This is a genomic window from Methylobacterium sp. E-005, from assembly GCF_022829725.1.
In the GTDB taxonomy this organism is placed as follows: Bacteria; Pseudomonadota; Alphaproteobacteria; order Rhizobiales; family Beijerinckiaceae; genus Methylobacterium.
The window spans coordinates 1-25,615 of record NZ_JAKSYG010000171.1 but is presented as its reverse complement, the minus strand read 5'-3'; the positions used below and the strand labels follow the sequence as shown (position 1 = coordinate 25,615).

The following is a 25,615-nucleotide window of genomic DNA, read 5'->3' as shown; positions in this document are numbered from 1 at the left end:
GATCGCCGCTGGCGGCGTCCGGCTTTCCGGAGCCGCCCGGCCCGGCTCCGCGGGGCCGTTTAAGGCCGCCACGGACCCGGGCCCAGGCCGCCACTCAGGCCGCCCGGATGTCGCGCAGGAAACCGTCCACCTCCTGCTTGACGGCAAGGGACTGCTTGGCCAGCTCGGCCGCCGCGTTCAGCACCTGGGCGGCGGCGCTGCCGGTCTCGCCAGCGGCCGCCAGCACCCGCGCCACGTTGGACGAGACGTCCTGCGTCCCCTTCGCGGCTTGGCCGGCATTGCGCGAGATCTCGCTGGTCGCCGCCGTCTGCTCCACCACCGTCGAGGCGATCGAGCCGCTGATCTCGCTCACGCTCGCGATCGTGCGCGCGATCTGCGCCATCGCCTCCGCGGCCTGGGCGGTCGCCGCCTGGATCGCCGCGATCTGCCCGCCGATCTCGTCGGTCGCCTTGGCGGTCTGGCCCGCGAGTTCCTTGACCTCGGCCGCCACCACCGCGAAGCCGCGGCCCGCCTCCCCGGCCCGCGCGGCCTCGATCGTGGCGTTGAGCGCCAGCAGGTTGGTCTGCCCGGCGATGCCCGAGATCGTCGTCACCGCCGCGCCGATCTGCTCGGCGGCCGCGCGCAGGCTGGCCATGGCGGCGTTGCTCGCCTCCGCCTCATGCGCGGCGAAGCCCGCGACCTCGTTGGAGCGCACCACCTGCCGCTCGATCTCCTGGAGCGAGGAGACCATCTCCTCGGCCGCCGCCGCCACGGTCTGGACGTTGGTGGCGGTCTGCTCCGCGGCGGCGCTGGAGGCGACCGCCTGCGTGTTGGTGTCGTCGGCCACCTGGGTCATGGAGCGCGCCGTGGCGTCGAGTTCGGTGGCGCTCGTGGAGACGATGTCGAGCGATTGGGCGACCTTCTGCTCGAAGGTGCGGACGAGCTGGTCGACCCGCTCGACCCGGCGCTGGCGGGCCTCCTGCTCGGCCGCCTGGGCGGCCTCCAGTTCGGCCCGGGCGATGGCGTTCTGGCGGAACACCGCGACGGCCTTGGCCATGGCGCCAATCTCGTCCGTGGCGTCCTGGGAGGGCACTGCCACGGCGGTATCGCCCTCGGCGAGGCGCCGCATCGCCGCCGTCATCCCGGCCACCGGGCCGATGATGCCGCGGCCGATCACGAGGCTCGCGATCACCCCCAGAACCAGCGTCATCCCCACGAGCGCAATCTGGACGGTCCGCGCCCGCCGCACCACGGCCTCCACGGCACGGCCGTTCTCCTCGATCGCGGCGTTGACCGCGTCGCGCGCGACGTCACAGCGCAGGTCGATCGTGGTGGCGGGCGGCTTGAGACCGGTCTCGAACACCGTGTTCAGTCCATCCCGGGCCGCGACGGTCGCCTGAAAGTTGGTGCGGTACGCCGCCAGCTTCTCCACCACCGCCTTGATCGGGTTGGCGAAGGCGGCGGCGCCCTCGGCATCCTGGAACGCCTTCAGGGCCGCTTCGGCCTTCTCGACATTCTTCGCGAAGATGGACGGCCCGTTCGGATCGAACGTCGCCAGGAAGCGCCAGTTGGCGACGCGCACCAGCAGCATGGCGCTCTCGACGACCTGAGCCCGGCCCAGCAGCGCTTCGCCTCCGCGCGCGCGCACGTCGTCCACCAGGGTATTGGTCGCGCCGGTCAGTTCGTCACCGCCCGTGAACAGGCGCGCCTTGGCCTGGGCGAAGGCCGTGCCGGCCGCCGCAAGGCGGCCCACTTCCGGCTTCGCGGCGCGCGCGTTGTCGCGGATCTCGACGTAGATCTTGCGCCGCTCCGGCGAGAGCGACAATGCGACCAGCTTATCCCCGGTCGCCTCGATCTCGCCTCGCATCTGCTCCAGCTCGGCGATCCGCTCGGGCGTGGGTGCAAGCCGGTAACCCTCACCGAGGTCGACCAAGCGGCTGGACAGTCCATCGTCTATGAGGACCAGACGCGCGATCTCCTCCAGACGACCGCGGACAGCATACTGATCGTTCACGACACCCTGCTGATAGATAGAATATCCACCAACAGCGACGGTCAACAATATAATCAAGGCAAACCCTGAGTATATCCTCTGACGGATGCCTATTTTCATAGGAACTCGCTCCGCGTCCACGTCTTGAATGGTTCAGCTTCGGGAATTACTTCCTTGATGTTGCGCCGCAATGTCAAGTCGCACAGCAGAAGAACCGCCCATGCGGAGGCCCGCGTTATTTCGCGCCGAATCGACGCCTGACATTCCGTCAGAGCTTCATGGTGTGTCGGACAGCATTCACGACCGCGACTCTGGAAATGCTGCCGTCCCCGGATGGAAACAGGCGCTTTCAGGACACCTTGGCGCGTCCGCCAAGGATCGTGGCCCGCGCCGCCCCAGCCGGTGGCGTCATGCGGTCCGCGGAGCCGGCCGCGTTGCGGCGGCCGAACCGCGCGTAGAGCGCCGGCAGAACCACCAGGGTCAGCAGGGTCGCGCTGATCAGGCCGCCGATCACCACGGTGGCGAGCGGGCGCTGGACCTCCGCCCCGGTGCCGGTGGCGAGCGCCATCGGTACGAAGCCCAGGGAGGCGACGAGCGCGGTCATCGCCACCGGCCGCAGCCGGGTGAGGGCGCCTTCGCGAATCGCCGCCGACAGCGGCCGGCCCTCGGTCATCAGCTGCTTGATGAAGGTCAGCATCACGAGGCCGTTCAGCACCGCCACCCCCGAGAGCGCGATGAACCCGACCGCCGCCGGCACCGAGAGCGGCATCCCCCGCAGCCACAGGGCCGCGATCCCGCCGGTCAGCGCCAGGGGCACCGCGCTGAACACCAGGAGCGCGTCGCGCGCGCTGCCCAGCGCTCCGGTGAGCAGCAGAAAGATCAACCCGAAGCAGACCGGCACCACCACGGCGAGGCGCGCCCGGGCCGAGGCGAGGTTCTCGAACTGGCCGCCCCAGGCCAGGGAGGCGCCCGCCGGCAGCGGCACCTGCGCGGCGACCTGTGCTTGCGCCTCCGCCACCAGGGAGCCGATGTTGCGCCCGCGGACATTGGCGGTGACCACGACCCGGCGGCGGCCGTTCTCGCGGCTGATCTGGTTCGGCCCCTCGCTGACCGAGAAGCGTGCCACCTGCCGCAGCAGCACGGAGGCGGTCCGGCCGTTCGGGCCCGCGGGCGAGGAAACGGGGAGCGGCACCGGCAGGTTCTCCAGGGCCTCCCGGTCCTCGCGGACCTGATCGGTCAGCCGCACCACGATCGGCACGCGCCGGTCGCCCTCGAACACGATTCCGGCCTCCTTCCCGCCCATGGCGGCGCCGATCACCTCCTGGATCGCCCCGGTGCTCAGGCCCAGCCGCGCCGCCTGCTCCCGGTCGATCGTGATCTCGAAGACCGGCAGGCCGGCGATCTGCTCGACCTTCACGTCGTCGGCGCCCGGGATCCCGCGCAGGATCGCGGCGATCCGGTTGGCGGTCTCCAGCAGCGGCCCGAAATCCTCGCCGAACACCTTGACGGCGAGGTCGCCCCGGGTCCCGGCCAGCAGCTCGTTGAAGCGCAGCTGGATCGGCTGGGAGAATTCGTAGACGTTGCCGGCGAGGTCGCCGAGGGCCGCCTCGATCCGCGCCTGCAGTTCGGCCTTCGACAGGGTCGGGTCGGGCCAGTCCGCCTGCGGCTTGAGCATCACGAAGGTGTCGGAGGAATTCGGCGGCATCGGGTCGGTGGCGACCTCGGCGGTGCCGGTCTTCGAGAACACCGTGGCGACCTGCGGGAATTTCTTGATCGCCTGCTCGACCTTGAGCTGCATCGCCTGCGACTGGGTCAGCGATGTCGAGGGGATCCGAGTGGCGTTGAGCGCGATGCTCTTCTCGTCGAGCAGCGGGATGAACTCGGTCCCGAGCCGTGCGGCGAGCAGCCCGGCGCCGACGAGCAGCAGCAGAGCCGCCCCGACGAAGGGCGCGGGCGCCCGGATCGCCGCGGCGAGCACCGGGCGGTAGAGCGCCTTCAGGCCCCGGAGGATCGGGCTCTCCGCCTCGGTGACCCGGCCGGTCAGCGCGATGGCGATCAGGGCCGGCACGAAGGTCAGCGACAGCACGAAGGCGGAGGCCAGCGCCAGGATGACGGTGAGCGCCATCGGCTGGAACATCTTGCCCTCGACCCCCGAGAAGGTCAGGAGCGGCAGATACACCAGGATGATGATCGCCTGCCCGTAGAGGGACGGCTTGATCATCTCCTCGGCGGATTCCCGCACCGTCTCCAGGCGCTCCTCCAGGGCGAGGGGGCGTCCCAGGGCATGCTGCCGCTCGGCGAGGTGGCGGAGCGCATTCTCGGTGATGATCACCGCCCCGTCGACGATCAGCCCGAAATCGAGCGCCCCGAGGCTCATCAGGTTGGCCGAGATCTTTGCCTCGACCATGCCGGTCACGGTCATCAGCATGGCGACCGGGATGACCAGGGCCGCGATCAGCGCCGCCCTTATGTTGCCGAGCAGCAGGAACAGGACGACGATCACGAGGGCCGCGCCCTCCGCGAGGTTCTTCGCGACGGTACGGATCGTCGCCTCGACGAGCTGCGTCCGGTCGAGGACCGTCTCGACCACGATGCCGGGGGGCAGGGCGCGGCGGATCTGGTCGAGGCGGGTGCCGACCGCGGACGAAACCGTCCGGCTGTTCTCGCCGATCCGCATCAGGGCGGTGCCGATGACGGTCTCCTGCCCGTTCTCGCTGGCTGAGCCGGTGCGCAGGTCGCGCCCGATCCGCACCGTGGCGATGTCGCGGATCCGCACCGGCACGCCGCCGCGGCTCGCCACCACCACGTCGGCGATCGCCGCCGGACTCTCCAGCCGGCCGGAGGCGCGCACCACGTAGCTCTCGCCATTGTCCTCCAGGTAGCGGGCGCCCTGGTCGGCATTGTTGGCCTGGAGCGCCCGGGCGACGTCCGTGAAGGACAGGTCGAGGGCGGTCAGCTTCGTCGGGTCCGGCTGGACGTGGTACTGCTTCTCGAAGCCGCCGATCCCGTCGACGCCGGCCACCCCCGGCACCGCCTTGATCTGCGGCCGGATGATCCAGTCCTCGACCGTGCGCAGGTAGGCGACCTGCTCCAGCTCCGTCCTGAGATCCTGGCCCTCCGGGGTCCGGTAGAAGCCGTCCGGCTGCCAGCCCGGCTTGCCCGCCGGCACGGTCGCGCGCGCGCCCGGCGGCGCGTAGCGGACCGACCACATGGTGATCTCGCCGAGGCCGGTGGAAATCGGCCCCATCCGGGGCTCGACCCCCGAGGGCAGGTCCTCCCGCACCTGGGCGAGGCGCTCGGCGACCTGCTGGCGGGCGAAGTAGATGTCGAGGCTCTCGGCGAAGACCGCGGTGACCTGCGAGAAGCCGTTGCGCGAGAGCGAGCGGGTGTAGTCGAGGCCCTTGATGCCGGCCAGCGCGGTCTCGACCGGGTAGGTGACCTGCCGCTCGACATCGACCGGCGACAGGGAAGGCGCCAGGGTGTTGATCTGCACCTGATTGTTGGTGATGTCGGGCACGGCGTCGATCGGCAGCCGCGTCAGCGCGCCGGCGCCGAAGCCGGAGGCCAGCAGCACGAGGAGCAGCACCAGCCAGCGCTGGCGGACCGAGAGGGCGAGGATGCGGCTGATCATGGCGCGATCCTCAATCGTCGTGGCCGGCTTCGGCCTTGCCGAGCTCGGCCTTCAGCAGGAAGGTGTTGCCGGTCGCGATCTCGGCGCCGGCCTCGAGCCCGGCCGTGACCGCGTAGGCCTCGTCGTCGGACTGGCCGAGGGTGACCGGCCGCTTCTCGAAGCCATCGGCCCTACGCACGAAGACGACGCTCCGGCCCGCGATCGTCTGGACGGATGCCTTGGGGATCCGGACCGGCACCGTGTCCCGGGCGATCTCCACCTCGGCGGTGACGAAGGTGCCGGGTCGCCACGCGAGATCCGGGTTCGGCAGGGCCACCACCACCCGGGCCGAGCGGGTCTCGGCGTTGAGGAAGGGGCTCACGAAGATCACGCGGCCCTCGGCGCGGGCGCCCGCCGCGCCGGCCCGGCCGGGGGTGACGGCGACGCGGGCGCCCTCCCGCACCTGGGCGAGGTCCAGCGTCGGCACCGACAGCTCGATCCAGACCGTCGCGAGGTCCGCCACCGTGTAGAGGTCGGCCGGATCGCCCTCCTTGCCGACCGCGGTGCCGACATCGACCTTGCGCTCGACGATCCGGCCGGCGAGGGGCGCCCGCAGGGGATAGCGGCGCAGGCTCGACTGGGTGGGCGTCGCCTCGTCGCGCTTCTGGGCGGCGGCCACCTCGGCGGCGTCGAGCCCCAAGGCCGACAGCTTCTGGCGGGCGAGGTCGACCCGCAGCCGGGTCTCCAGATAGGCGGCCCGGGCGGTCTCGAAGGCGGCCTCCGAGGCGCTGCGCGAGGCGAGCAGCTTCTGCTGGCGCTCGAAATTGATCGTCTGCAACTCGGCCTGGACCTGGGCGGTGAGGTACTCGCTCTTGGCGTCGGCGACCTCCCGGCTGTCGAGGATGGCGACGACCTCATCCTTCTGCACGGAATCGCCCAGGAGCTTGCGCATCTCCGCCACGGTGCCGACCACCCGGGCCGGGACGCGGGCGATCCGGTCGGTGTCGGGGGTGATGGTGCCGGGGACCAGCAGGTGGCGCGCCAGGGTACCGCCGCCGACCCGCGCCGTCGCGATGTCCTGGCCGGCGATCTGGTCGGGCCGCATGCGGATCACGTCCTCCGCGTGCTCGGCCGCGTGATCCGCGCCGTGCGGAGGGTCATCGTGCGCCAAGCCATCCGCGGTGGCCTTCGGACGATCCGGCGCCGCGGGGCGGTCATGGCTGTCCGGGGCGAGCCCGGCGCCGGTGAGGGCCTGCCGGAGGAGGGCGGGCAGGGCGGGAACGGCGGCGCCGAGGGCGATGCCGGCGGCCAGAAGGGCCGCGCCGAGGGCGGCGGACGGGAGGAAGCGCATGGATCGGCCATGGGAGCGGCCGGGACGGCGGGATGCCGCGCAGGGCGGTCCCGGAAAGCCCGGTCAGGTTTCGCGTGGGGCGGGCCCGGGGCCGGTTCCGGCCTCCGGGCGGACGCGCGCCGATCGGCGGCGTCAGCTCACGCGCGCGGGGGCCGCGGCAGCCGGTCGGGGTCGATGGAGCTGTGGCCTTGCGCGAGGCGGGCCCGCAGCGGACGGCCCGGCGGAGAGGGCGGTACCATCAGCGCGGCGTCCAGGCGGGCGACCAGATGGCAGCCGCAATGGACATGCGCGGCGACGCCCGGATCGACGGCGGTCGTGGCGGCCGGCGCGTCGAGGGCCGCGCCCTCGCCCGCGGTGTGATGGCCGCCCGCGTGGAAGGCGAGATCGGCCGCGAGACCGACGCCCGGGCCGGCGACCGACAGCGCCAGGACGAGCGCGAGCATGCGGACGGCGATCGCCCACCAGCCCCGCGCCCGCGCGGAACGCCTATGCCGAACCCCGAAGGTCATCGCGGGCCTTATGGGCGATGCGGGGCCGCGGGCACAAGGGGCCCGCATCGGAGCCTGTCCGACCCTGAACGGGCACCAGGGCTCTGCCCTGGACCCGCGAAAGGGCTCGCCCCGGCCCTCTCATGGTGTTGGGCCGAGCGTGTGGCGCGCGATGGGCGCCTCCGGGCCATGACGCGCGCGCCCTGTCCCGGACAGATGGAGCGCAGGGGACCCTGATCCGGGATCCAGCACAGGATGCGCCGCGCCGGCGGCCCGGGTCGATCCGGATCGACGCTGCGCGCCGTCCTGCGCTGGATCCCGGGTCGCCCCTTCCGCTGCCGCTGCACGCGCCCGGGACCAGGGTCGGTGCAGGTCGGCTCGACGCCATGCCCCGGGCCTCAATCCGACACCTGAAAGAGCCGGGGCCCGACCTTTCAAACCGAGACCCGATACAGGTTCACCTCACCACTTGTAGCTGACCTTCGCCAGCACCCGCCGGGCGTCGCCGTAGAAGCACGACACGTTCGATTGGCAGGAAGCGACGTAGCGCCGGTCGCCGATGTTCGAGGCGTTCACCTGGAAGCGCCAGTTCTCGACATCGTAATGCACCTGCGCGTCGAACAGCACGTAGTCGGGCACCCGCAGGGTGTTGCCGACGTCGGCGAACGAGCTGCCGACATAGCGCACGCCGCCGCCGAAGCCGAAGCCGCGCCACGGCCCGACCGGGATGGTGTAGTCGGCAAACAGCGACGCGAGCGTCTGCGGGATGTTGACCGGCGTCTTGCCGACCCGCGCCGGATCGGCATCCCGAATGGTGCTGAAGTCGAACTTGGTGAAGGACGCCACGAGGTTGAGCCCGTCGGCGATGTTGGCGACCAGCTGCGCCTCGAAGCCGGTGGAGCGCACTTCGCCGACCTGCGTCTGGAAGATCGTGTTCAGCGGGTTGGGGGTAAGGACGTTGTTGCGGTGGATGTCGAAGCCCGCCAGCGTCAGGAAGTAGCCCTGGCCCGGCGGCTCGAACTTGACGCCGCCCTCGACCTGATCGCCGGTATCGGGCTTGAAGGCCCGGTTGTTGATGTCCACGCCGATCTCGGGCTGGAACGAGGTCGCGTACATGATGTAGGGCGCGAGGCCGAAGTCGAAATTGTAGATCGCCGCCGCGCGATAGGTGAAGGCGCTGTCGTTGCGGCCGTTGGTGTTGGCCGGATTCAGGCGGTCGTAGACGGTGTTCTGGACGAAGTCCTGGCGGCCGCCGAGGATCAGGGTCAGCTCCGGGGTGAGCTTGATCTGGTCTTGGAAGTAGAGGCCGACCTGCTGGAACGAGTCGGCGTTGATCAGGTAGGGCGAGGCCGAGACCGCCTGCGGGCCGTAAGACGGCGCGAGGATGTTGAGGTCGGGGCCGGGGAAGCCCGAGGCCTGGTTGTCGTGGATCTGGAAGTTCCGGTACTCCACGCCCATCAGGAAGTCGTGGCGGAAGAACCCGTCCGAGAACTTGGCCTCGGCCTGGGTGTCGACGTCGAGCTGCGCGATCTTGGCGTTGTCCCGGAACAGGTAGCGGCCGAGCTGGGTCTGCAACGGGTCGGTGTAGCCGAGCTGGCCGATATAGGAATTCTGGTAGCTCTGCGTGTAGGCATAGCGGGCGTTCTGGCGGACCGCCCAGGTGTCGTCGAAGACGTGCTCGAACTCGTAGCCGATGAAGGCCTGGTCGCGCTGGTAGGTGTTGAAGCCGGCATCGCCCACGTTGAGCGAGCGCGGGATGCGCAGGCCGAGCACGGTCGGCCGCACCGTGCCGTAATAGGGCAGGAAGTTCGCCGTCACCGCCGTGTTGTCGTGCTGGAAGCTCGACAGGACCGTGAATTTGGTCGACCCGTCCGGCTTATAGGTGAAGGCCGGGGCGATGTAGTAGCTGTCGTCCGGCGCCCCCTGGACCTGCGTACCGCCGTTGCGGGCATAGCCGGTGAGCCGGGTGAACCAGTGGCCCTCCCGGTCGGCCGGGCCGCCGACGTCGAAGGCGGCGTAGCGCTGGTCGAACGAGCCGCCGCCGACCTCGACGTAGCCGAACGGATTCTCGGTCGGGCGCTTGCTGATCTGGTTGATCAGGCCGCCGGGATTGCCGGCGCCGAACAGCACGGCGGAAGGGCCGCGCAGCACCTCGATCCGCTCCAGCCCGAACGTGTCCACCCGGCTGTAGGCGAAGCCGTAGTTCAGGAGCTGCAGGCCGTTGAGATAGAGGCCGTAATCGCTGACCACGAAGCCGCGCAACTGGAAGAAGTCGAGGCGGGTATCGGCGCCGAAGGTGCCGGCGTAGGTGCCGGCGACGTATTGCGTCGCCTGCGTCAGGGTCTGGGCGTTCTGGGTGTCGAGCTGCTGGCGCCCGACCACGGTGATCGATTGCGGGGTCTCGATCAGCGGGGTGTTGGTCTTGGTGGCGGTGGCCGAGCGTCGGGCCACGTAGCCGTCGATCGGGCCGGTCGGGCTCTCCACCGCCCGCGCACCGGCGCCGGCCCGGGCCGCGACCGGGGCGCCGCCGCCCTGGCTCTCGACGCTCAGCTCCTCGAGCTGGACGCTGCCCCCGGCCGGGGGGTTGGTGCCCGCGCCGCGCCGCGGCGGCGTCGCGTCCTGCGCGAGCGCCGGGCTCGCGGCCTGGGCCAGGACGGCGAGCGAGGCGCCGGCGAGGAGGGCGCGCAGGGCGGCGCCGCGGATCTTCGGGTGGGGGTAAGCGACGCGCATGGGACCTGGCCGTGTCGGACGAAGCGGGCAGCCGACCGCGTTCGCCGGAACGGGCTCCAGCGTTGCTGACGGGCTGTTTAGAATTGTGCTAAACTACTGTTTAAATTGCGTTTTCTTACGCCTGGAGTACGCGCGGCCCTGCTTGGCCGCAAGCGGCCTTCACGCTTTGGGCGAGGTCTGTTGCTGTGGCGACACGCCTTGGTGGTGGGCTCGCGGAGAGGCGGATCGCGGCCGATCGGTCTGACGGATGGCCGCGCGTCTCCCTCCCCCGCAGGGGGCTACGACATTCACGGATCTGGCGCGGTCACCGAGGCTGACGGCAGTGCGCGACTGGCCCCCTCTCCCGTGCGGAAGAGGGAACCCGCGGCTCGTCCTGCCGGCGTAGCGCCACGCGCGATGTGTGAATCCGGTGGCGCAGAGGGGGAGGGCGCCGCGCCGAAGGACAGGCCCGGCGCCTACTTCACCCGCCCCGCGAGCCACTCGGCCAGCAGGTCCGCCACGGCGTCGCTGTTCGTCTCCAGCATCATCATGTGGCCGTTGCCGCGCAGGCCCCGGTCGGCGAGCTGGATCACGTCGGGCTTGGCGCCGGCCTGGGTCAGGAAGGCAGCCGTGCAGGCATCGTAGGCGGCGTGGAACGAGGCCTCCGCGGTCACCAGCACGGTCGGCACCTTCGCGAGGTTCGGCAAGGCCCGGGCCGGCTCGCCCTGGAGCCAGCAGCGGATGCGCCCGTCCCCCGCTTTGGAGTCCGACCCCTTGGGTTCCGACCCCTTGGCGTCCTGCACCACCACCAGATCCTCGGGCGCCTTGACGGGCGGGTCGAAGGTCAGCGGCATGCGGGTCAGCCCGTAGGCGCGGGCGCGCCCGTCACCCGCCTTCTCCCAGAACTCCTTGCCGCCGCGGAACTGCACGTCGAAGAACGGCGGTCCGCTCGGCTCGACCGCCACATGCGCCTTCACGAGGTCGGGCCGGGCATCCGAGGCCGCCCAGCCGAACAGGGCCGCCTGGCCGTGGGTCAGCAGGATCGCCGGCCCGATCTTCTCGAGGAGCGCGACCAAGGCGGGGTCGACCCATTCCTCGGTCTGCTGGCTGTTGGCGAGGAACGGCACCTGGCTGGCGAAGAACTGGTCGAAGGCGGCGTTGCCCTGCACCCCGGGTCCCCCGGGCCAGCGGGTGTGGAGCTTGGCCTGCGGGTACAGGTCGTAGACCTCCGGGGCCGTGTAGGTCCGCTCCAGGCTGCGGGTCCCGAGCCGGTCATAGGGACCGTAGACCTCCGGGTTGGTGCCCGAGCGCCCGCGCCCGACCTGATCGACCACGTAGACCTGAAATCCCTTCTCGACGAAGCGCTGGACCCAGCCCGGACGCCCGTCCGCGGTGGCGAGGTAATTCACGCCGGTCTGGGCGAGCCCGTGCACCATCACCACCGGATAGGGCTGGGTGATCCGGGCGGGGGTCCGCGACTGCACGAACATCTGGCCGACCATCACGGTCTTGTCGCCGAGCTTCTGGTAGCGGCCGCCGATGTAGAAATAGCCCGCCCGGGTCACCAGCTCGCCCTGGGCCGGACCGGAATGCGGCGCGGCGGGGGAGGGCGCCGGCCCCTGTGTCACCTTCTGCACCGGCACCTCGGCCGGCACCGTCCCCTGGGCGCGGGCCGCCCCCACGGCCAGGGCCGAAACCTGTACGGCGAGCAGCGCCACGCGGGCGCCGTTCGCGATGCCGTTTCCGGCCATGCCGTCTCTCCCGGGTGCACCCTGCTCCGCGCGGGCGCTTATTGCGGGAAACGCAACGCTCGGCCACCGCAGAAAGCTGCACACGGGCCGGTTGTATGGGTCTTAACGAGCCTGAACCCAGGCGCATGCCAGACGCGACCTTGGCGGTGCTGGCGCCGCGGCGCCCGCGCGCCCACCTTGAGACGGTGCCGGCGACGTGTTCGCCGGTCCCTCGCCCGGATCTCCCAGGGCGAGACTAGAGCCAAGGACTTCAAGCCGTGGACCCCGCAACCGCCAAGACCCTGGTCTCCGCCGCCCTGGTCGCCTCCATCGCCCTGTTCAGCCTCGTGTCGTTCCAGGCGTTCTTCGCCCAGATCGCGGCCGACCTGCGGGCCGTCCGCGTCCCGGTGCGCACCGACCGTCGGGATCCGCCGCAGGCCTGATCGAAGTCCGGGGTTCCCCAAGGGCTCGCCCTTGGGCGGGTTCTCAGGGCGGAGCCCTGAGGCATTCACCAGGGCTCCGCCCTGGACCCGCGAAAGGGCTCGCCCTTTCGAAACCCGACCTTGCCCGCGCGAGCCGGACCGGGCTCAGGCCTCGTCCTGACGGGCCCGTTCGCGCAGGATGTACTTCTGCACCTTGCCGGTGGACGTCTTCGGCAACTCGCCGAACACCACGTGGCGGGGCAGCTTGTAGGACGCGAGCCGGCCCCGGCACCATTGGATCAGCTCGTCGGCGCTGGGCGAGGCCCCGGGCTTCAGCTCCACGAAGGCGCAGGGGGTCTCGCCCCACTTGGCGTCGGGCTTGGCCACCACCGCGGCGCCCGCCACCGCCGGGTGCTTGAACAGGGCGTCCTCGACCTCGATCGACGAGATGTTCTCGCCCCCTGAGATGATGATGTCCTTCGAGCGGTCCTTGAGCTGGACGTAGCCGTCCGGGTGCTTCACCCCCAGGTCGCCGGTGCGGAACCAGCCGCCCTTGAAGGCGGCCTGCGTGGCCGCCGGATTCTTGAGGTAGCCGCGCATCACCACGTTCCCGCGCATCATCACCTCGCCGATCGTGCGCCCGTCGGCGGGCACCGGCTCCAGCGTGTCGGGATCGCGCACGTCGAGGGCCTCCAGCACGGGATAGCGCACGCCCTGGCGGGCCTTCCTGGCCGCCCGCTGGTCGGCCGCGAGCGCGTCCCAGTCGGCATGCCACGCGTTGACCACCGCCGGGCCGTAGCTCTCGGTCAGCCCGTAAAGGTGGGTCACGTCGAACCCGGCCTCCGACATGCCGGCGAGCACCGCCTCGGGGGGCGGCGCGGCCGCCGTGAAGAAGGCGACGCGCCGGCTCAGCTCCCGGCGCTCGGCATCGGGGGCGTTGATCAGCATCTGCATCACGATCGGCGCGCCGCAGAGATGCGTGACCCCGTGCTCGGCCATCAGCCGGTACATCGCGTCGGCCCGGACCTGCCGCAGGCAGACATGGGTGCCGGCCACGATCGACAGGGTCCAGGGGAAGCACCAGCCGTTGCAGTGGAACATCGGCAGGGTCCAGAGATAGACCGGGTGCTGCCCGAGGCCGCCCGTGACCACGTTGCCGAGCGCCAGCAAAGCCGCGCCGCGGTGGTGGTAGACCACGCCCTTCGGGTCGCCCGTGGTGCCCGAGGTGTAGTTCAGCGTGATCGCGTCCCACTCGTCCCCGGGCAGGGACCAATCGTGCTCGGGGTCGCCGCCGGCGAGGAACGTCTCGTAATCGGTCGCGCCGAGCCGGTCGCCGGGTCCGTCATAGACCGGGTCGTCGACATCGATCACGAACGGCTGGGTGGCCAATCCCTCCAGCGCCGCGGCGGCCGTGCGGGAAAACTCCCGGTCGGTGATCAGCACCTTGGCCTCGCCGTGCTCCAGGCAGAAGCGGATCGCGGCGGCGTCGAGGCGGGTGTTGAGGGTGTTGAGCACGGCCCCGGTCATCGGCACGCCGTAGTGGCACTCGATCATCTCGGGGGTGTTGGCGAGGAGCGCCGCCACCGTGTCGCCGCGGCCGATCCCCCGGGCGGCGAGTGCCGATGCGAGGCGGCGGGCCCGGGCATAGAGCGCCCGGTACGGCCGCCGCAGGGCGCCGTGGATCACCGCGATCTGGTCGGGGAAGACCCGCGCGGCCCGGTCCAGGTAGAGCAGGGGGGTCAGCGGCTGGTGATTGGCCGGAACGCGATCGAGATCGCGGTCGTAGATCGTATCGCGGGCCATCCCGTCCTCCCCGGCAAGTCTTTGCCGGGACAGTAGCTTGCCGGCGGCGGCGGCTCCAGTCGTGGTTTCGAAAGGACGCGCCCATTCGCGGGTCCAGGGCGGAGCCCTGGTGACCGTCTCAGGACCAAGCCCCAGGACCAAGCCCCAGGGCTCCGCCCTGAGAATCCGCCCGAGGACGGAGCCCTTTGAATCCCCGCGCTAATGCCGCGATTCGTCCTCGGGCTCCGGCAGGAAGCGGGCGAGCTCGAAGCCGATCTCGATCATCAGGTGCTCGATCCGATCGGTGAGCGCCGGCCGGTGCAGGGCGCGGGCGAGGTCGCGCAGGGCGATGACGTGCTCCGCCATCCGGTTCACCACGCGCTCGCTCTGCACGAGGTTGGCCGCCTGCTCCTCGGTCCGGTCGATGGCGATGCCGCGCCCCCGGGTGGCCCGGCCGTCCGAATCGCGCTCGATCCGGCCGCGCATCAGCAGCGTGCGGATACCCGAGCGGCTGTCCCGGGTCCGGAACTCCGCCTCCATCGAACCGCCGATCACCGCAGCCGCGTGCAGATAGCTCTCGATCCGGACGCGATCCTCGGGATGCGTGCGGTCGAGGAAGGTTTCGAGGGAGACGCCGCTGGCGGCGGCCTCCGGGTCGAGGCCGAGCAGGTCCGCGAAGGAGGCCGAGAGTTCCAGCTGCCCGGCCCAGTAATCGTGGACCCACGTGCCGACCACGCCGGAGGCGTCGAGAACGGATTGCGGGATCGGGGCTTCGGCCATGCCATCGCTCGCAGGAACATCCAGTGTCTTTAAACTTGAGGTTTTCAACCTCCGCTGCCTCCCTGTTGTCGCCCGGCCTAAGCTAAAGTATCGCCGCGCCCATGGGAAGTCTGTTAACCCATTTCAGGGCAAAAATCTTAACCTAAAGTTGATGAGGGACCGGAGGCGGCGGATTGCGCCGCGCGGATCGCCGCCAGGGCCGATCTTAACGCCCCGTTAACCATATCGGACACACCGTGCGTCAGGGCATCCCCGGGTTTCGGATCGCAGACGTATGCGAATCGGTCACCTGAGGTTGGCCCCGACGGCGCAGTGACCCGGAGTCGCACGCGCCCGGACGGACGCGCGGGGCCTTCTGGAGGACGCCCAGGATGAAAGCGATCACCTTCGTCACGCAGAAGGGCGGCAGCGGCAAGAGCACGCTGTGCATCTCCCTGGCGGTGGCCGCCCGGGAGGCGGGCCATACGGTCTGCATCCTGGAGATGGACCGGCAGGCCACGATCTCGGACTGGCTGGACCACCGCACGGTCGACGGCCCGGAGGTGGCACAGATCGACGCTACGCAGATCGACGCCGTGATGGAGCGCCTGCGCGATTCCGCCTACGATTACGTGTTCATCGATACGCCCGGCGTCGATTCCACCGGCACGCTCTCGGCGATTCGCGCGGCCGACCTCTGCATCATCCCGTGCCGGCCGACCCCCGCGGACCTGCGGGCGTTCAAGCCGACCCTGGCGGCGGTCTACCGGCTGGAGAAGAAGTTCGCCTTCGTGCTGAACCAGACCCCGCCGCGCTCCTACCGGGTCCGCGACGCCGCGGACGGGCTCGCGGTGCTCGGCATCCTGCCCGACGTCAACATCGTGGCCCGCACCGACCATCAGGACGCGATCGGCCTCGGCCAGGGCGTCACAGAGTTCAACCCCAAGGGCCAGGCCGCCGGGGAGGTCCGCCGCCTCTGGTCTTGGATCGAGCGCCGCACGCAGTCCCTGAGGACGGGCCAGCATGTCCAAGCCGCCTAAGCTCAGCCTCGCGGCGATCGTCGCCTCGGCGAGCCCGCAGGCGAAGCCCCTCGCCCGATCCGCCCCGACGCCCCGGCCGCAGGGCGCCGAGATCGTCGCGCTCACCCTCGCGCCCCCGGCGCCGAAGCCGGCGGCCACGCTCAAGCAGCGCGCCCGGCAGATGTCGGTCTATCTGGAGCCGGCGGTCTACGACCAGCTCCGCGACCTCGCCTTCGCCGAGCGGACCAAGATGCATGCCCTGATGCTGGAGGGGCTGGATCTGCTGTTCAAGCAGCGCGGCGCCCGCTCGATCGCACAGCTGACCGAGACGCAGGGCCGCTGAGGGCGGGCGGCACTGCGCCGGGCCTTTCCCCTTTTGCGGGCTCGCGGCTCCGGACATCGCCCGTGAGAACGCGCGATCGGATTCGCATGCCCGCTCCCCCTCTCCAGGGGCTACGATCTTCACATATCTCCAGCAGACATCGACACTGGCCGCAGAGCGCGACCGGCCCCTCTCCCGAGCGGGAGGGGGGCCGGTCACGTTCCGTCGAGAAACTTGATGCCGGCCCAGAGTCTTGAATCTCTCGGCTCAGGGCGGGAGCGGCGTGTCGCAGAAGCCGCTTTTCGTTGCCTTGTCAGAACCTTACCGATCCACCCTGCGATCATGCAAAACCCGCCCGGCCCCGCCGGACGCGGCGCCTGAACCCCGGCTGCGGACAGCGTTCAGGCTTCCTTTACGCAACCAATACAAGTGTGGGTGGACCCGGCCGGTGCCTCTTCGCACGGCCGGGTCCGGTCCGCTGCCGGACCCTGGTCACGCGTAGAGTTTGGTGATCCCCACGATGGTGCGCACGACGCTTCCCCGGCCTGCGCGCCTGGCCCTGCGGCTCCTGGCGGTCTCGGGCGTGGCCCTGGCCACCGCCAACTGCGCCACCCAGCCCCAGCAAAGGCTCAGCGCCGGCAACGGCGTCGATCCGAAATACGGGGTCAAAGCGAGCCCGCGCCTCTACAACGAGGGCGACGTCATCCCGAAGGGCGGCGGACGCCGCTACACCGGCAAGCCCTACGTGGTCGCCGGTCAGACCTACGTGCCCAAGGAGGATCCGCGGGGCTATGTGCGGGAGGGTCTCGCCTCCTGGTACGGCTCAGCCTTCCACGGCCGCATGACCGCCAACGGCGAGGTGTTCGACCGCCACTCGATCGCGGCCGCCCATCCGACCCTGCCGCTGCCGAGCTACGCCCGGGTGACCAATCTCGACAACGGCTACTCGATGGTGGTGCGGGTCAACGATCGCGGCCCCTACCATGCCGGGCGGGTCATGGACGTCTCCGAGGAGGCGGCCGACGCCCTGGGCTTCCACCGCAAGGGCACCGCGCATGTGCGCGTCGAGTATGTCGGCAAGGCCTCGGTCGCCGGCAGCGACGACCGCAAGCTGCTGGCGAGCCTGCGCACCGACGGGCGCCCGGCCGGCCGCTCCGCCGTGATGGTGGCCGATCTCGGCCCCGCCGCGGAGACCGAGCGCTACGAACGCGCCACCCCCGCGCCGCTCGCCTTCAAGCCCGCGCAGGACCGCGTGCAAGAACCCGTGCAAGACCGCGTGCAGGAACCCCTGCCGGAACCCGCGCAGGCGCGCGAGGAACCCGCCCCGGCGCCGCGGCCGGCACCGATCCGCGCCCCGATCGTGCTGGCCTCGGCGGCCGTGACGGTCCCGGCGGCGGTTCAGCCCACCGCCCAGCGGGTGCGGGAGTTCCACCCGATGCCGGTCGCGGCCCAGGGCGCAAGCCTGAAGGTCGCCGGTCTCAACCCGGCCGCCCTCGCCCCGCCCTCGACCGGGCATGGCGGGGCGTTGAAGCCAGCCGCCTCCGGCCGTGTTGCCGTGGCGGAGGCCGCTCACCACCCGGGTTCGGCCCCCGGCCGGGCCGGCGCCCACGAGCCCACCCGGCTCGCCCAGGGCGGGGCGGCGATGCCGGTTCCGGCCAAGCTGGCCATGGCACGCCTCGCCTCCGCGGCGCCCGCCCGGGATGTGTCTGCCAAAGGCCCGGCGGCCAGGATCATGCCGTTCAAGGTCGCGGCGGCCCCGCGCGCGTCGGCGCTGCACGCGGCCGCGCCGGCCAAGGCCGCCGTCAAGACGGCTTCCGCCCCGGTCGCTCCGGCCAAGATCACCTTCGCCAAAGCCGCCCCCGTCAAGAGCGTGGCGGCCAAGGGCGCGACAACCCAGGCGGCCGCCAAGGCGCGGCCGTCCCGCATGGCCGGGATCTACTGACCCCCGGCCACGTCCGCCCCTGAAGCGGCGGTCGACGATGCGGCATTTCGCGTTCGATCCGGCGCCGAAACCGTAATATGGTCACGCTTGTTATTGGATACGGCCGGATTGCCTCCGGCCGGGCGACGAGCGCGGGACGGAGCGGCGATGCGCAGGACCCTTCTCACCCTTCTCGCGGCCGCCTGTGCGCTGGGGGCCGGCCTCGCCGGCGCCGGCGCGCAGAGCTTCCAGACCGCGGCGCCGCACGCGATCCTGATCGACGCCGATTCCGGCTCGGTCCTGTTCGAGAAGGCCGCCGACGAGCGGTTCTCCCCGGCCAGCATGGCCAAGCTGATGACCACCGACATCGTGTTCGAGGCGCTGAAATCCGGCCGCCTCTCCATGGACACGGAGTTCACCGTCACCGAGGACGCGTGGAAGCGCGGCGGGGCCGGGGGCGGCGGCTCCTCGATGTTCGCGCAGGTCAACAGCCGCATCAAGATGGCGGACCTGCTCCGCGGGCTGATCGTCCAGTCGGGCAATGACGCGGCCATCACCATCGCGGAGAACATGGCCGGGTCCGAGGAGGCCTTCGCCGGGCTGATGAACCAGCGCGCCAAGGAGATCGGGCTGACCAACTCGACCTTCCGCAACGCCACCGGCTATTCGGCGCCCGACCAGAAGGTCACGGCCCGGGACATGGCCAAGCTCGCCCTGCACATCATCGAGACCTACCCGGATTACTACAAGATCTTCTCCGAGAAGGAGTTCACCTGGAACAAGATCCGCCAGCAGAACCGCAACCCGCTGCTCGCCCTCGATATCGGCGCGGACGGGCTCAAGACCGGTTACCTGGAGGAATCCGGCTACGCGCTGACCGGCTCGGCGGTGCAGAACGGCCAGCGGCTGGTGCTGGTGGTCTCGGGCCTCAAGACCGCCCGCGACCGGGCCTCCGAGTCGCGCAAGCTGATGGAATGGGGTTTTCGCGCGTTCGAGCCCCGGCAGGTCTTCGCGCCCGGCGAGACCGTGGCCGAGGCCTCGGTGTTCGGCGGACAAGCGGGCTCGGTGCCGCTGGTGGCCAAGAAGCCGGTGCGGGTGCTGCTGCCCCGCGGCTCCAGCGACCGGGTGAGCGCCAAGGCGATCTATACCGGGCCGCTCGTCGCCCCCGTGGAGGAGGGCCAGCGGGTCGGCGTGCTGCGCGTCCAGCGCGGCGACACGGTCGCCCTCGACCAGCCGCTCTATGCCGGCGCCGCGGTGGAGCCCGGCACGCTGCCGCAGCGGGCCATGGATGCGGCGCTGGAATTCGGCACCGGGCTCGTGCGCAAGGCCCTCGACCGGGCCGGCAAGGGGAGCGACAAGGGGGGCGACAAGGCCGTGGCCGGGGCCGCCAACCCGTCGTGACCGTGCTGCCGTGACCGTGCCACGCATCGGCGACTCCGCGGGGGCGCGGGGCGCCTTCATCAGCTTCGAGGGCGGGGAGGGGGCCGGCAAGTCGACCCAGATCGCCCGCCTCGCCGCGACCCTGCGGGCGCGCTCCGGACACGGCGTGTGCGTGACCCGCGAGCCCGGCGGCTCGCCCCGGGCGGAGGAGATCCGGACGGCGCTGCTCGGCGGGGTCGCCAAGCCCTACGGCCCCTTCGCCGAAGCCCTTCTGTTCAACGCGGCCCGGATCGACCACCTCGACCGGCTGATCCGCCCGGCGCTCGGCCGGGGCGAGACCGTCCTGTGCGACCGCTTCATCGATTCGACCCGGGCCTACCAGGGGGCGGCCGGGGGCCTCGATCCGGGTGTGCTCGACGCCCTGGAGCGGGTCGTGGTCGGCCCGACCCGGCCCGACCTGACCCTGATCCTCGACCTCGACCCCGCGGCCGGCCTCGCCCGCGCGGCCGGCCGCGGGGCCCGGACGGGGCAGGGGGCCGACCGGTTCGAGGCGGAAAACCTCGATTTCCACATCCGCCTGCGGGAGGCTTTTCGGGCGATCGCCCGGGCCGAGCCGGAGCGCTGCGCGGTGATCGATGCGAGCCGCGACCCCGATTCGGTCGAGGGGGCGATCCGCGACGCGGTGGCGGCGCGGCTGCCGGATCTGCTGCCAGGGGCGGGCGCGCGGGGCGATGCGGCGTGACCGGGCCGGACGGTTTGCGGCGCGTCCCACCTGCGCTATCTTCGGGAGTGGGACCGGCGGGGGCTACCGCCGATCCCTGGCATTCACCCGTTAAGGTGTAGCCAACTCAAGATCATGGGATGAATGGCGAGCTGGAGACGGAACCTCCACTCGCCATTTTCCGATCTTGAGAATGCCAGAGAGAGAACCATTCTCTGCACTCCCGGCCGCATCGGGCCGCGTGCGGCCGTCGCGGAGTGGGTTGGTGAGGCCCACCGTGCGAGGCCAATGCACCACCGGCCCCGAGGCGCTGGGCGCCGCCTGCCGATCTTTGTAAGCGGAGCCGGAGCGGGGTCGCCAGAGGGGCTGGAACCCGCGGGGACGAGATTTCGGGACGCGCCATGAAGCCCATCGACCGCGCCGCCGACGACGTCGAGCCCGGCGACCTGCCCGGCATCCCGCGTCCGCGCGAGACCTTGACGCTCGTCGGCCACACGGCTGCGGCGGAGTCCTTCGCGGCGTCGATCGCGGCGGGCCGCCTGCACCATGCGTGGCTGATCGCGGGCGCCCCCGGCATCGGCAAGGCGACGCTGGCCTACCGGGTCGCCCGCCGCCTGCTCGCCCATCCCGGGGGCGGGGGGCCGGCCGGGCTCGACGTGGCGCCGGACGATCCCGTCACCGGCAAGGTCGCGGGCCTGTCGCATCCGAACCTCGTGGCGTTGCGCCGCCACCGGGTGGCGGGCGCCAAGGCGCTGCCGACCAAGATCGCGGTCGACATGGTCCGCCGGGCGCTCGACCTGTTCGCGTCGACGGCCACCGATTCCGGCTGGCGGGTCTGCATCCTCGACAGCGCCGATGATCTCAACGCCAACGCCGCCAACGCCCTGCTCAAGGTGCTGGAGGAGCCCCCGCCCCGGGCCCTGTTCCTGATCCTGTCGCACCAGCCCGGCCGGCTGCTCCCGACGATCCGCTCCCGCTGCCGGGCGCTGATGCTGAGGCCTCTGGGTCCTGAGGAGGTCGCCCGGGTGGTGCGTGCCCTGCCCGAACCGTTCCCGCAGCCCGACGACCTGGCGCTCGCCCGGGCGGTGTCGTTGAGCGAGGGCTCGGTCGCCCGGGCGCTGGCGATGCTCGATCCGGTGACCGCCGGCCTCGTGGCGGAGGTGGAGACCCTGCTGGCGCGGGCGCGCAATCCCGATTGGGGCCGGGTGCTCAAGCTCGCCGAGACCCTGGCGGGGCGCGACGCGGAGGCGCGGTTCGAGGCCGCCCAGGACGCGGTGCTGCGCTTCGTCTCCTCCGAGCTCGACCGGCGCCGCGACGAGCCGCCGGTGCGCCTCGCGGCCCTGGTGGAGGTCGCCGAGCGGTTCGGCCGCGCCGCCCGGGAGGCCGCCACCTACAACCTCGACCGGCGCCCGGTGGTGCTGTCGCTGTTCGGGGATCTGGCGGAGGTGGCGTAGGGCGGTTCGTCGCGATCCCGCGCGTTTGCATCACCCCCGCGAAACTTTCCCTCCGTCGGCCCCGTAAGGGCGCGCGCTGCCCCGCGGATCGGGGCTCGGACGGAAGGACACACGATGCTCACCCTGAACACCGGCCGCCGCACGGCCAAGGCGCTCGCCCTGACCCTCGCGCTCGGCCTCGGCGCCAGCGGCGCGGCCTACGCCAAGAACCCGATGGTCGGCGGCGCGCCGATGTACGCCCAGAAGACCATCGTCGAGAACGCGGTCAACTCGAAGGATCACACCACCCTGGTCGCCGCCGTGAAGGCCGCCGGCCTCGTCGACACGCTGAACGGCCCGGGCCCGTTCACGGTGTTCGCGCCCACCAATGCGGCCTTCGCCAAGCTGCCGCCGGGCACGGTGGAGAACCTCGTGCAGCCGCAGAACAAGGCGACGTTGACGAAGATCCTGACCTATCACGTCGTCCCGGGCGTCTACACCGCCAAGGACCTGATGGCGCTGGCCAAGAAGGGCGGCGGACAGGGCGTGCTGACCACCGTCGAGGGCGAGCCGCTCGCCGTCGAGGTGCAGGGCAAGAAGGTTCTGGTGACCGACCAGAAGGGCAACACCGCCACGGTGACCATCCCGAACGTCATGCAGTCGAACGGCGTCATCCACGTCATCAACGCCGTGCTGATGCCGTAAGGCGTAAAGGCCCGCGGCCCGCGAGGGCTGCGGGCCTCCGGTCATTCGGCGATCAGTTTGCCGGTGTAGATCACCGGACCCGTGGGCTGGCCGCTGGGCGAGCCTCCCGGCGGCTCGACCGAGACGGCGATCACCCCGTCCGGCGCCGCGCTGTGGGGCAGCCGCACCTGGCTGGGGGCCCCGCCGACGAGGCCGAGGGGCTTCGGGCCTTCGGCGCCGACGTACCACAGTTCCAGGCTCCGCCCCGCGGGCGCATCGGCCCCGACCGGCCTGACCTGCGCGAGGCCGGTCCGCGTGTCGACCCGCACGATCAGCGCCGGCACCGCCCCGCCCCCCTGCACGACGGCCAGATAGCGCCCGCCCGCCGGGCTCCGGGAGGGGCCGATCGCCACGAACAGCGCGAGGCCGGCGGCGAGCAGGCCGGCTCCTGCCGCGGCGACCTGCCAGCGCCGCAACCGAAGGCGCAGCTGGCGGAGCTGGTCCCCGGCCCCAGCGGCCCCGTCGGGCAGCGCGCGCAGCAGCGCCGCGCGGACCCGCGGCGGCGGCGCCACGGGCGGCACGGCCCCCATCAGCGGCGCCAGACGCCGCTCCCAGGCGCGGATCCGGCCGGCCGTCTCGGGATCGCGGATCGCATCGCGCTCCAGGGCCGCCCGCTCCTGGGCGTCGAGCGTCCCGAGGGCGTATTCGGCCGCCCGCAACTCGGGATCGGGCGTCGGCCCCGGGCCGGGCGCGCCGCCGCCGCTCACGAGACCGCCTCCAGGCAGGTCTTGAGGCCGGCGAGCGACCGGTGCAGCCAGGTCTTGATCGTGTTGACCGGCCTGTCGAAGTGCCGGGCGAGGTCCTCCCGCGATTGCCCCTCGCAATAGGCCAGCACCACGCAGTCCCGGTGCAGGGGATCGAGCCGGCCGAGGCAGGCCAGGAGGGCGCTCCGGTCCATGAACGCCGCCGCCCCATCGTGCGGATCGATCAGCCGCGCCACCCAATCCTCGCCCGTGTCCAGGTCCGGCCCCTGATGCTCGACAACCCGCCGGACGCTGTCGATGGCGCGGTTACGCGCGATGGTGCAGAGCCAGGGCAGCGGCGGCCCGGCCTCCGGCCTGTAGGTGCCTGCAGCCTGCCAGATGCGCATGTAGACGTCCTGCAGCACGTCCTCGGCCGAGGCCCGATCGCGCTGGATACGCAGGATCAGGCCATAGAGTTTCGGGCTCGTGCGATCGTAGAGTTCGGCCAGCTGGTCCGCCTCTCCGCGGGCGATCCCCGCAAGCAGCCGCCGCAGCGTGGCGTCGTCGGCCAAGGTCGCTCCCCACGAACGTCGAGGCGCCTTCGATCGGACGCCCATCCGGATTCTGCTTTAGACCAAGCTTCGGCGTGGTGACGAGACTTTTGGTGGGGTGATCGGGCCGCGGGCTCGGATTTTCGAACTGCGATTCGATGGCTCTGCCGACGCAGAGGTGGATCGCCGCGTCTGTCGCCGTTCGGGAATCCGGCGGAGGTGGCGGAGGGCGGCGGTATCGTCTCGAGCCCGCCGTGTCATCAAGGCTTGGGGTTTCCCGAAAGCGGTCATGCACCGGCAGACCAGCAAGTCTGGCATGAGGGGGCTCTCTGCGGGTCGGCTTGAAGGGCGCGTTCAAAAAACGGACAGTCTACGTTCAGCATGATCTGGCTGGACGGCGAATATCCGGTTTTGGTAGCGCGACGCACCAAACCCGACGTTCCGGCATTCCTGCTATGGACGCCTGAAACACCCATTTTACCGACATCTGAATAGCCGACCGGGCAGCAGAGATTTACGCTGCTCAACATCAATTTCCTGCGATGGTCGAGAAAACGATCGTTTGGCGGACATAGAGGTTGAGGCTACCGGCTCTCCGCCAGAATGGACGTCCTCCGGCCCGTTCTCAGCTATCGCTCGAGGTCAAATTAAATATATTATATACAATAGGCGGGAAATCCCTTAAATCTCCGCCATCGTTGGGCGAGTTGTGGGCAAGATCGCGGATGCAACCGCTTTTCTCGACCGAGGGTCTGCATCCCAGGATCGCCTTCCGCCAATGGCGGGAGATGATAAGCGATCAGACGGTGCCGACTGAGATCCAGAACCTCGACGCTGCGCCGTTCCACGGCCGCATCGAGTTCGCCGGGATCGGATCATTGCCGATCACACGTAGCGTCCAAAGTTCTACCCGGGCCGAAGTGACACCCGAGGCGGTTCGGCGGAGCGGCGGTGATCGCCTCTACGCGGCCTTCACCCAATCCGGCCGCCACACCGTCCAGCAGAATGGGCGCGAGGCGGTCTGTCGGACCGGCGATTTCGTCGTGTTCGATCATCGCCCGGGCGTGAGCGCGATCGAGACCGGCAGCTTCCTGGTCCTCGACCTACCGCGCGAGCGCCTGGAGAATGTACTGGGCCCGTCTCACTTGTTCACTGCCCTCGCGGTCGAGGCCAACCTCGCCTCTACGACGCTCGCGAGCACCTACGTCCAGGAATTGATCCGCGTAGGAGATCGGCTCAGTCCCGACAGCGCGGCGCGCATGGCGTCGATTGGGATCGATCTGGTCGTGGCCGGTCTCGCCGAACGGATAGCGCAGGAGGTGCCCCGCTCCGTCCACGGCAACGCTACGGTCCAACGCGCCAAGGCTTACGTCGAGGCTCACTCGGGTGACGCCACCCTCGATCCACCGCAGCTCGCCGCCGCGGTCGGCGTGTCCCTGCGTCGGCTGCAGGAGCTGTTCCACGAGCGCGGCCGGCACATCTCCGACTACATCTGGGAGCGCCGGCTCGCGGCGGCCGCCCGGCGCTTGGCCGATCCTGCCTGCGCCCACCTGTCCGTCGGCATGCTGGCCTACGGCTGCGGCTTCAGCAGCCAGGCGCACTTCGCCCGCCGCTTCAAGGATCGCTACGGCACAACCCCGCGTGAGTACCGGCAGGTGCACGGACTGGGTGTGCAGCCAACCGTTTCTGCCGACACGCCATCATCCAAGGCAGCTGAGTGACCCGCACGGGTCGAGAACAGCCTTTCGCCAGCGCACTGCGCCCCATTCCGTAAGCCGACGGTATGCAAGCAGCTGGCCGCTCGCAGCCGGCAAAGTCCGTTTGTGGGATATCGTCAAAGCCATCTGAACGACCGGGATGGGCTCTGGCCCCCCACGCCTTGACAATGTTCCTATTTTGTGCTCATTAGCCGCCACCTGTCCGCGGCGCTTCGGGAGCGATCCCGGGGCGTCCCTCGGGGGCCCGCCCGGTGGCTGACCGGGCGGGTCTGCGGATGGGGCGGTGCCCGCGTCGGTGGC

19 protein-coding genes are annotated in these 25,615 nt (G+C 70.9%); 9 read left to right on the top strand and 10 right to left on the bottom strand.

The features are described from left to right. Positions 1-94 precede the first annotated feature (94 nt). The 6 genes from MKK88_RS18270 to MKK88_RS18245 form a co-directional block, all read right to left on the bottom strand. Positions 95-2,092 carry a methyl-accepting chemotaxis protein gene (locus tag MKK88_RS18270; protein ID WP_244002177.1) on the bottom strand — a complete coding sequence of 666 codons (1,998 nt, stop codon included), beginning with the start codon at positions 2,090-2,092 and terminating at the stop codon, positions 95-97. 229 nt (positions 2,093-2,321) lie between these two features. Beyond that, entirely contained in the window at positions 2,322-5,603 is a 3,282-nt protein-coding gene (locus MKK88_RS18265) for an efflux RND transporter permease subunit (protein WP_244002175.1), read from the bottom strand. A gap of 10 nt (positions 5,604-5,613) precedes the next feature. Further along, positions 5,614-6,933 (bottom strand): efflux RND transporter periplasmic adaptor subunit, encoded by a 1,320-nt coding sequence (locus MKK88_RS18260; RefSeq protein ID WP_244002173.1) that lies wholly within the window; start codon positions 6,931-6,933, stop codon positions 5,614-5,616. Between the two features lie 137 nt (positions 6,934-7,070). After that, positions 7,071-7,376: a hypothetical protein gene (locus MKK88_RS18255; protein WP_244002171.1), complete on the bottom strand. Its 306-nt coding sequence runs from the start codon at positions 7,374-7,376 to the stop codon at positions 7,071-7,073. Positions 7,377-7,883: 507 nt separating this feature from the next. Next, on the bottom strand, positions 7,884-10,151 hold the full coding sequence (locus MKK88_RS18250) for a TonB-dependent siderophore receptor (protein WP_244002169.1): 2,268 nt from the start codon (positions 10,149-10,151) through the stop codon (positions 7,884-7,886). A 455-nt stretch (positions 10,152-10,606) separates the two neighbouring features. Further along, positions 10,607-11,881: an alpha/beta hydrolase gene (locus tag MKK88_RS18245; protein WP_244002167.1), complete on the bottom strand. Its 1,275-nt coding sequence runs from the start codon at positions 11,879-11,881 to the stop codon at positions 10,607-10,609. 257 nt (positions 11,882-12,138) lie between these two features. Here MKK88_RS18245 and MKK88_RS18240 point away from each other — a divergent pair, with 257 nt between their 5' ends. After that, positions 12,139-12,303, top strand: a complete 165-nt coding sequence (locus tag MKK88_RS18240) for a hypothetical protein (RefSeq protein ID WP_244002165.1) — start codon at positions 12,139-12,141, stop codon at positions 12,301-12,303. Positions 12,304-12,447: 144 nt separating this feature from the next. Here the strand turns inward: MKK88_RS18240 and MKK88_RS18235 are convergent, their stop codons facing one another. Both MKK88_RS18235 and MKK88_RS18230 read right to left on the bottom strand, forming a co-directional pair. Beyond that, the gene (locus MKK88_RS18235; RefSeq protein WP_244002163.1) at positions 12,448-14,085 is read right to left on the bottom strand and encodes an acyl-CoA synthetase; all 1,638 of its coding nucleotides are present in this window, start codon (positions 14,083-14,085) and stop codon (positions 12,448-12,450) included. A 198-nt stretch (positions 14,086-14,283) separates the two neighbouring features. Further along, positions 14,284-14,844, bottom strand: coding sequence for a PAS domain-containing protein (locus MKK88_RS18230; RefSeq protein WP_244002161.1), 561 nt, complete (start codon positions 14,842-14,844; stop codon positions 14,284-14,286). Positions 14,845-15,215: 371 nt separating this feature from the next. Here MKK88_RS18230 and MKK88_RS18225 point away from each other — a divergent pair, with 371 nt between their 5' ends. The 7 genes from MKK88_RS18225 to MKK88_RS18195 all read left to right on the top strand — a co-directional run bounded on the left by MKK88_RS18225 (position 15,216) and on the right by MKK88_RS18195 (position 22,324). Beyond that, on the top strand, positions 15,216-15,863 hold the full coding sequence (locus MKK88_RS18225; protein WP_244002159.1) for a ParA family protein: 648 nt from the start codon (positions 15,216-15,218) through the stop codon (positions 15,861-15,863). After that, the gene (locus MKK88_RS18220) at positions 15,847-16,185 is read left to right on the top strand and encodes a ribbon-helix-helix domain-containing protein (RefSeq protein ID WP_244002157.1); all 339 of its coding nucleotides are present in this window, start codon (positions 15,847-15,849) and stop codon (positions 16,183-16,185) included. The genes MKK88_RS18225 and MKK88_RS18220 overlap by 17 nt, the downstream gene beginning before the upstream one ends. A 499-nt stretch (positions 16,186-16,684) precedes the next feature. Continuing rightward, positions 16,685-18,106: a septal ring lytic transglycosylase RlpA family protein gene (locus MKK88_RS18215; RefSeq protein WP_244002155.1), complete on the top strand. Its 1,422-nt coding sequence runs from the start codon at positions 16,685-16,687 to the stop codon at positions 18,104-18,106. Between the two features lie 147 nt (positions 18,107-18,253). After that, positions 18,254-19,486, top strand: a complete 1,233-nt coding sequence (locus MKK88_RS18210; protein ID WP_244002153.1) for a D-alanyl-D-alanine carboxypeptidase family protein — start codon at positions 18,254-18,256, stop codon at positions 19,484-19,486. 10 nt (positions 19,487-19,496) lie between these two features. Further along, positions 19,497-20,207 (top strand): dTMP kinase, encoded by a 711-nt coding sequence (gene tmk, locus MKK88_RS18205; RefSeq protein WP_244002151.1) that lies wholly within the window; start codon positions 19,497-19,499, stop codon positions 20,205-20,207. Positions 20,208-20,587: 380 nt separating this feature from the next. Continuing rightward, entirely contained in the window at positions 20,588-21,640 is a 1,053-nt protein-coding gene (locus tag MKK88_RS18200) for a DNA polymerase III subunit delta' (RefSeq protein ID WP_244002149.1), read from the top strand. 114 nt (positions 21,641-21,754) lie between these two features. Then, positions 21,755-22,324 (top strand): fasciclin domain-containing protein, encoded by a 570-nt coding sequence (locus tag MKK88_RS18195; RefSeq protein WP_244002148.1) that lies wholly within the window; start codon positions 21,755-21,757, stop codon positions 22,322-22,324. Positions 22,325-22,365: 41 nt separating this feature from the next. Here MKK88_RS18195 and MKK88_RS18190 read toward each other — a convergent pair whose 3' ends face one another. Both MKK88_RS18190 and MKK88_RS18185 read right to left on the bottom strand, forming a co-directional pair. Continuing rightward, positions 22,366-23,070, bottom strand: a complete 705-nt coding sequence (locus MKK88_RS18190) for an anti-sigma factor domain-containing protein (protein WP_244002145.1) — start codon at positions 23,068-23,070, stop codon at positions 22,366-22,368. Then, positions 23,067-23,618 (bottom strand): sigma-70 family RNA polymerase sigma factor, encoded by a 552-nt coding sequence (locus MKK88_RS18185; RefSeq protein ID WP_244002143.1) that lies wholly within the window; start codon positions 23,616-23,618, stop codon positions 23,067-23,069. Before MKK88_RS18185 ends, MKK88_RS18190 begins: the two co-directional genes overlap by 4 nt. 704 nt (positions 23,619-24,322) lie before the next feature. Here MKK88_RS18185 and MKK88_RS18180 point away from each other — a divergent pair. After that, positions 24,323-25,318, top strand: a complete 996-nt coding sequence (locus tag MKK88_RS18180) for a helix-turn-helix domain-containing protein (protein WP_244002141.1) — start codon at positions 24,323-24,325, stop codon at positions 25,316-25,318. The last annotated feature ends 297 nt before the right edge of the window (positions 25,319-25,615 follow it).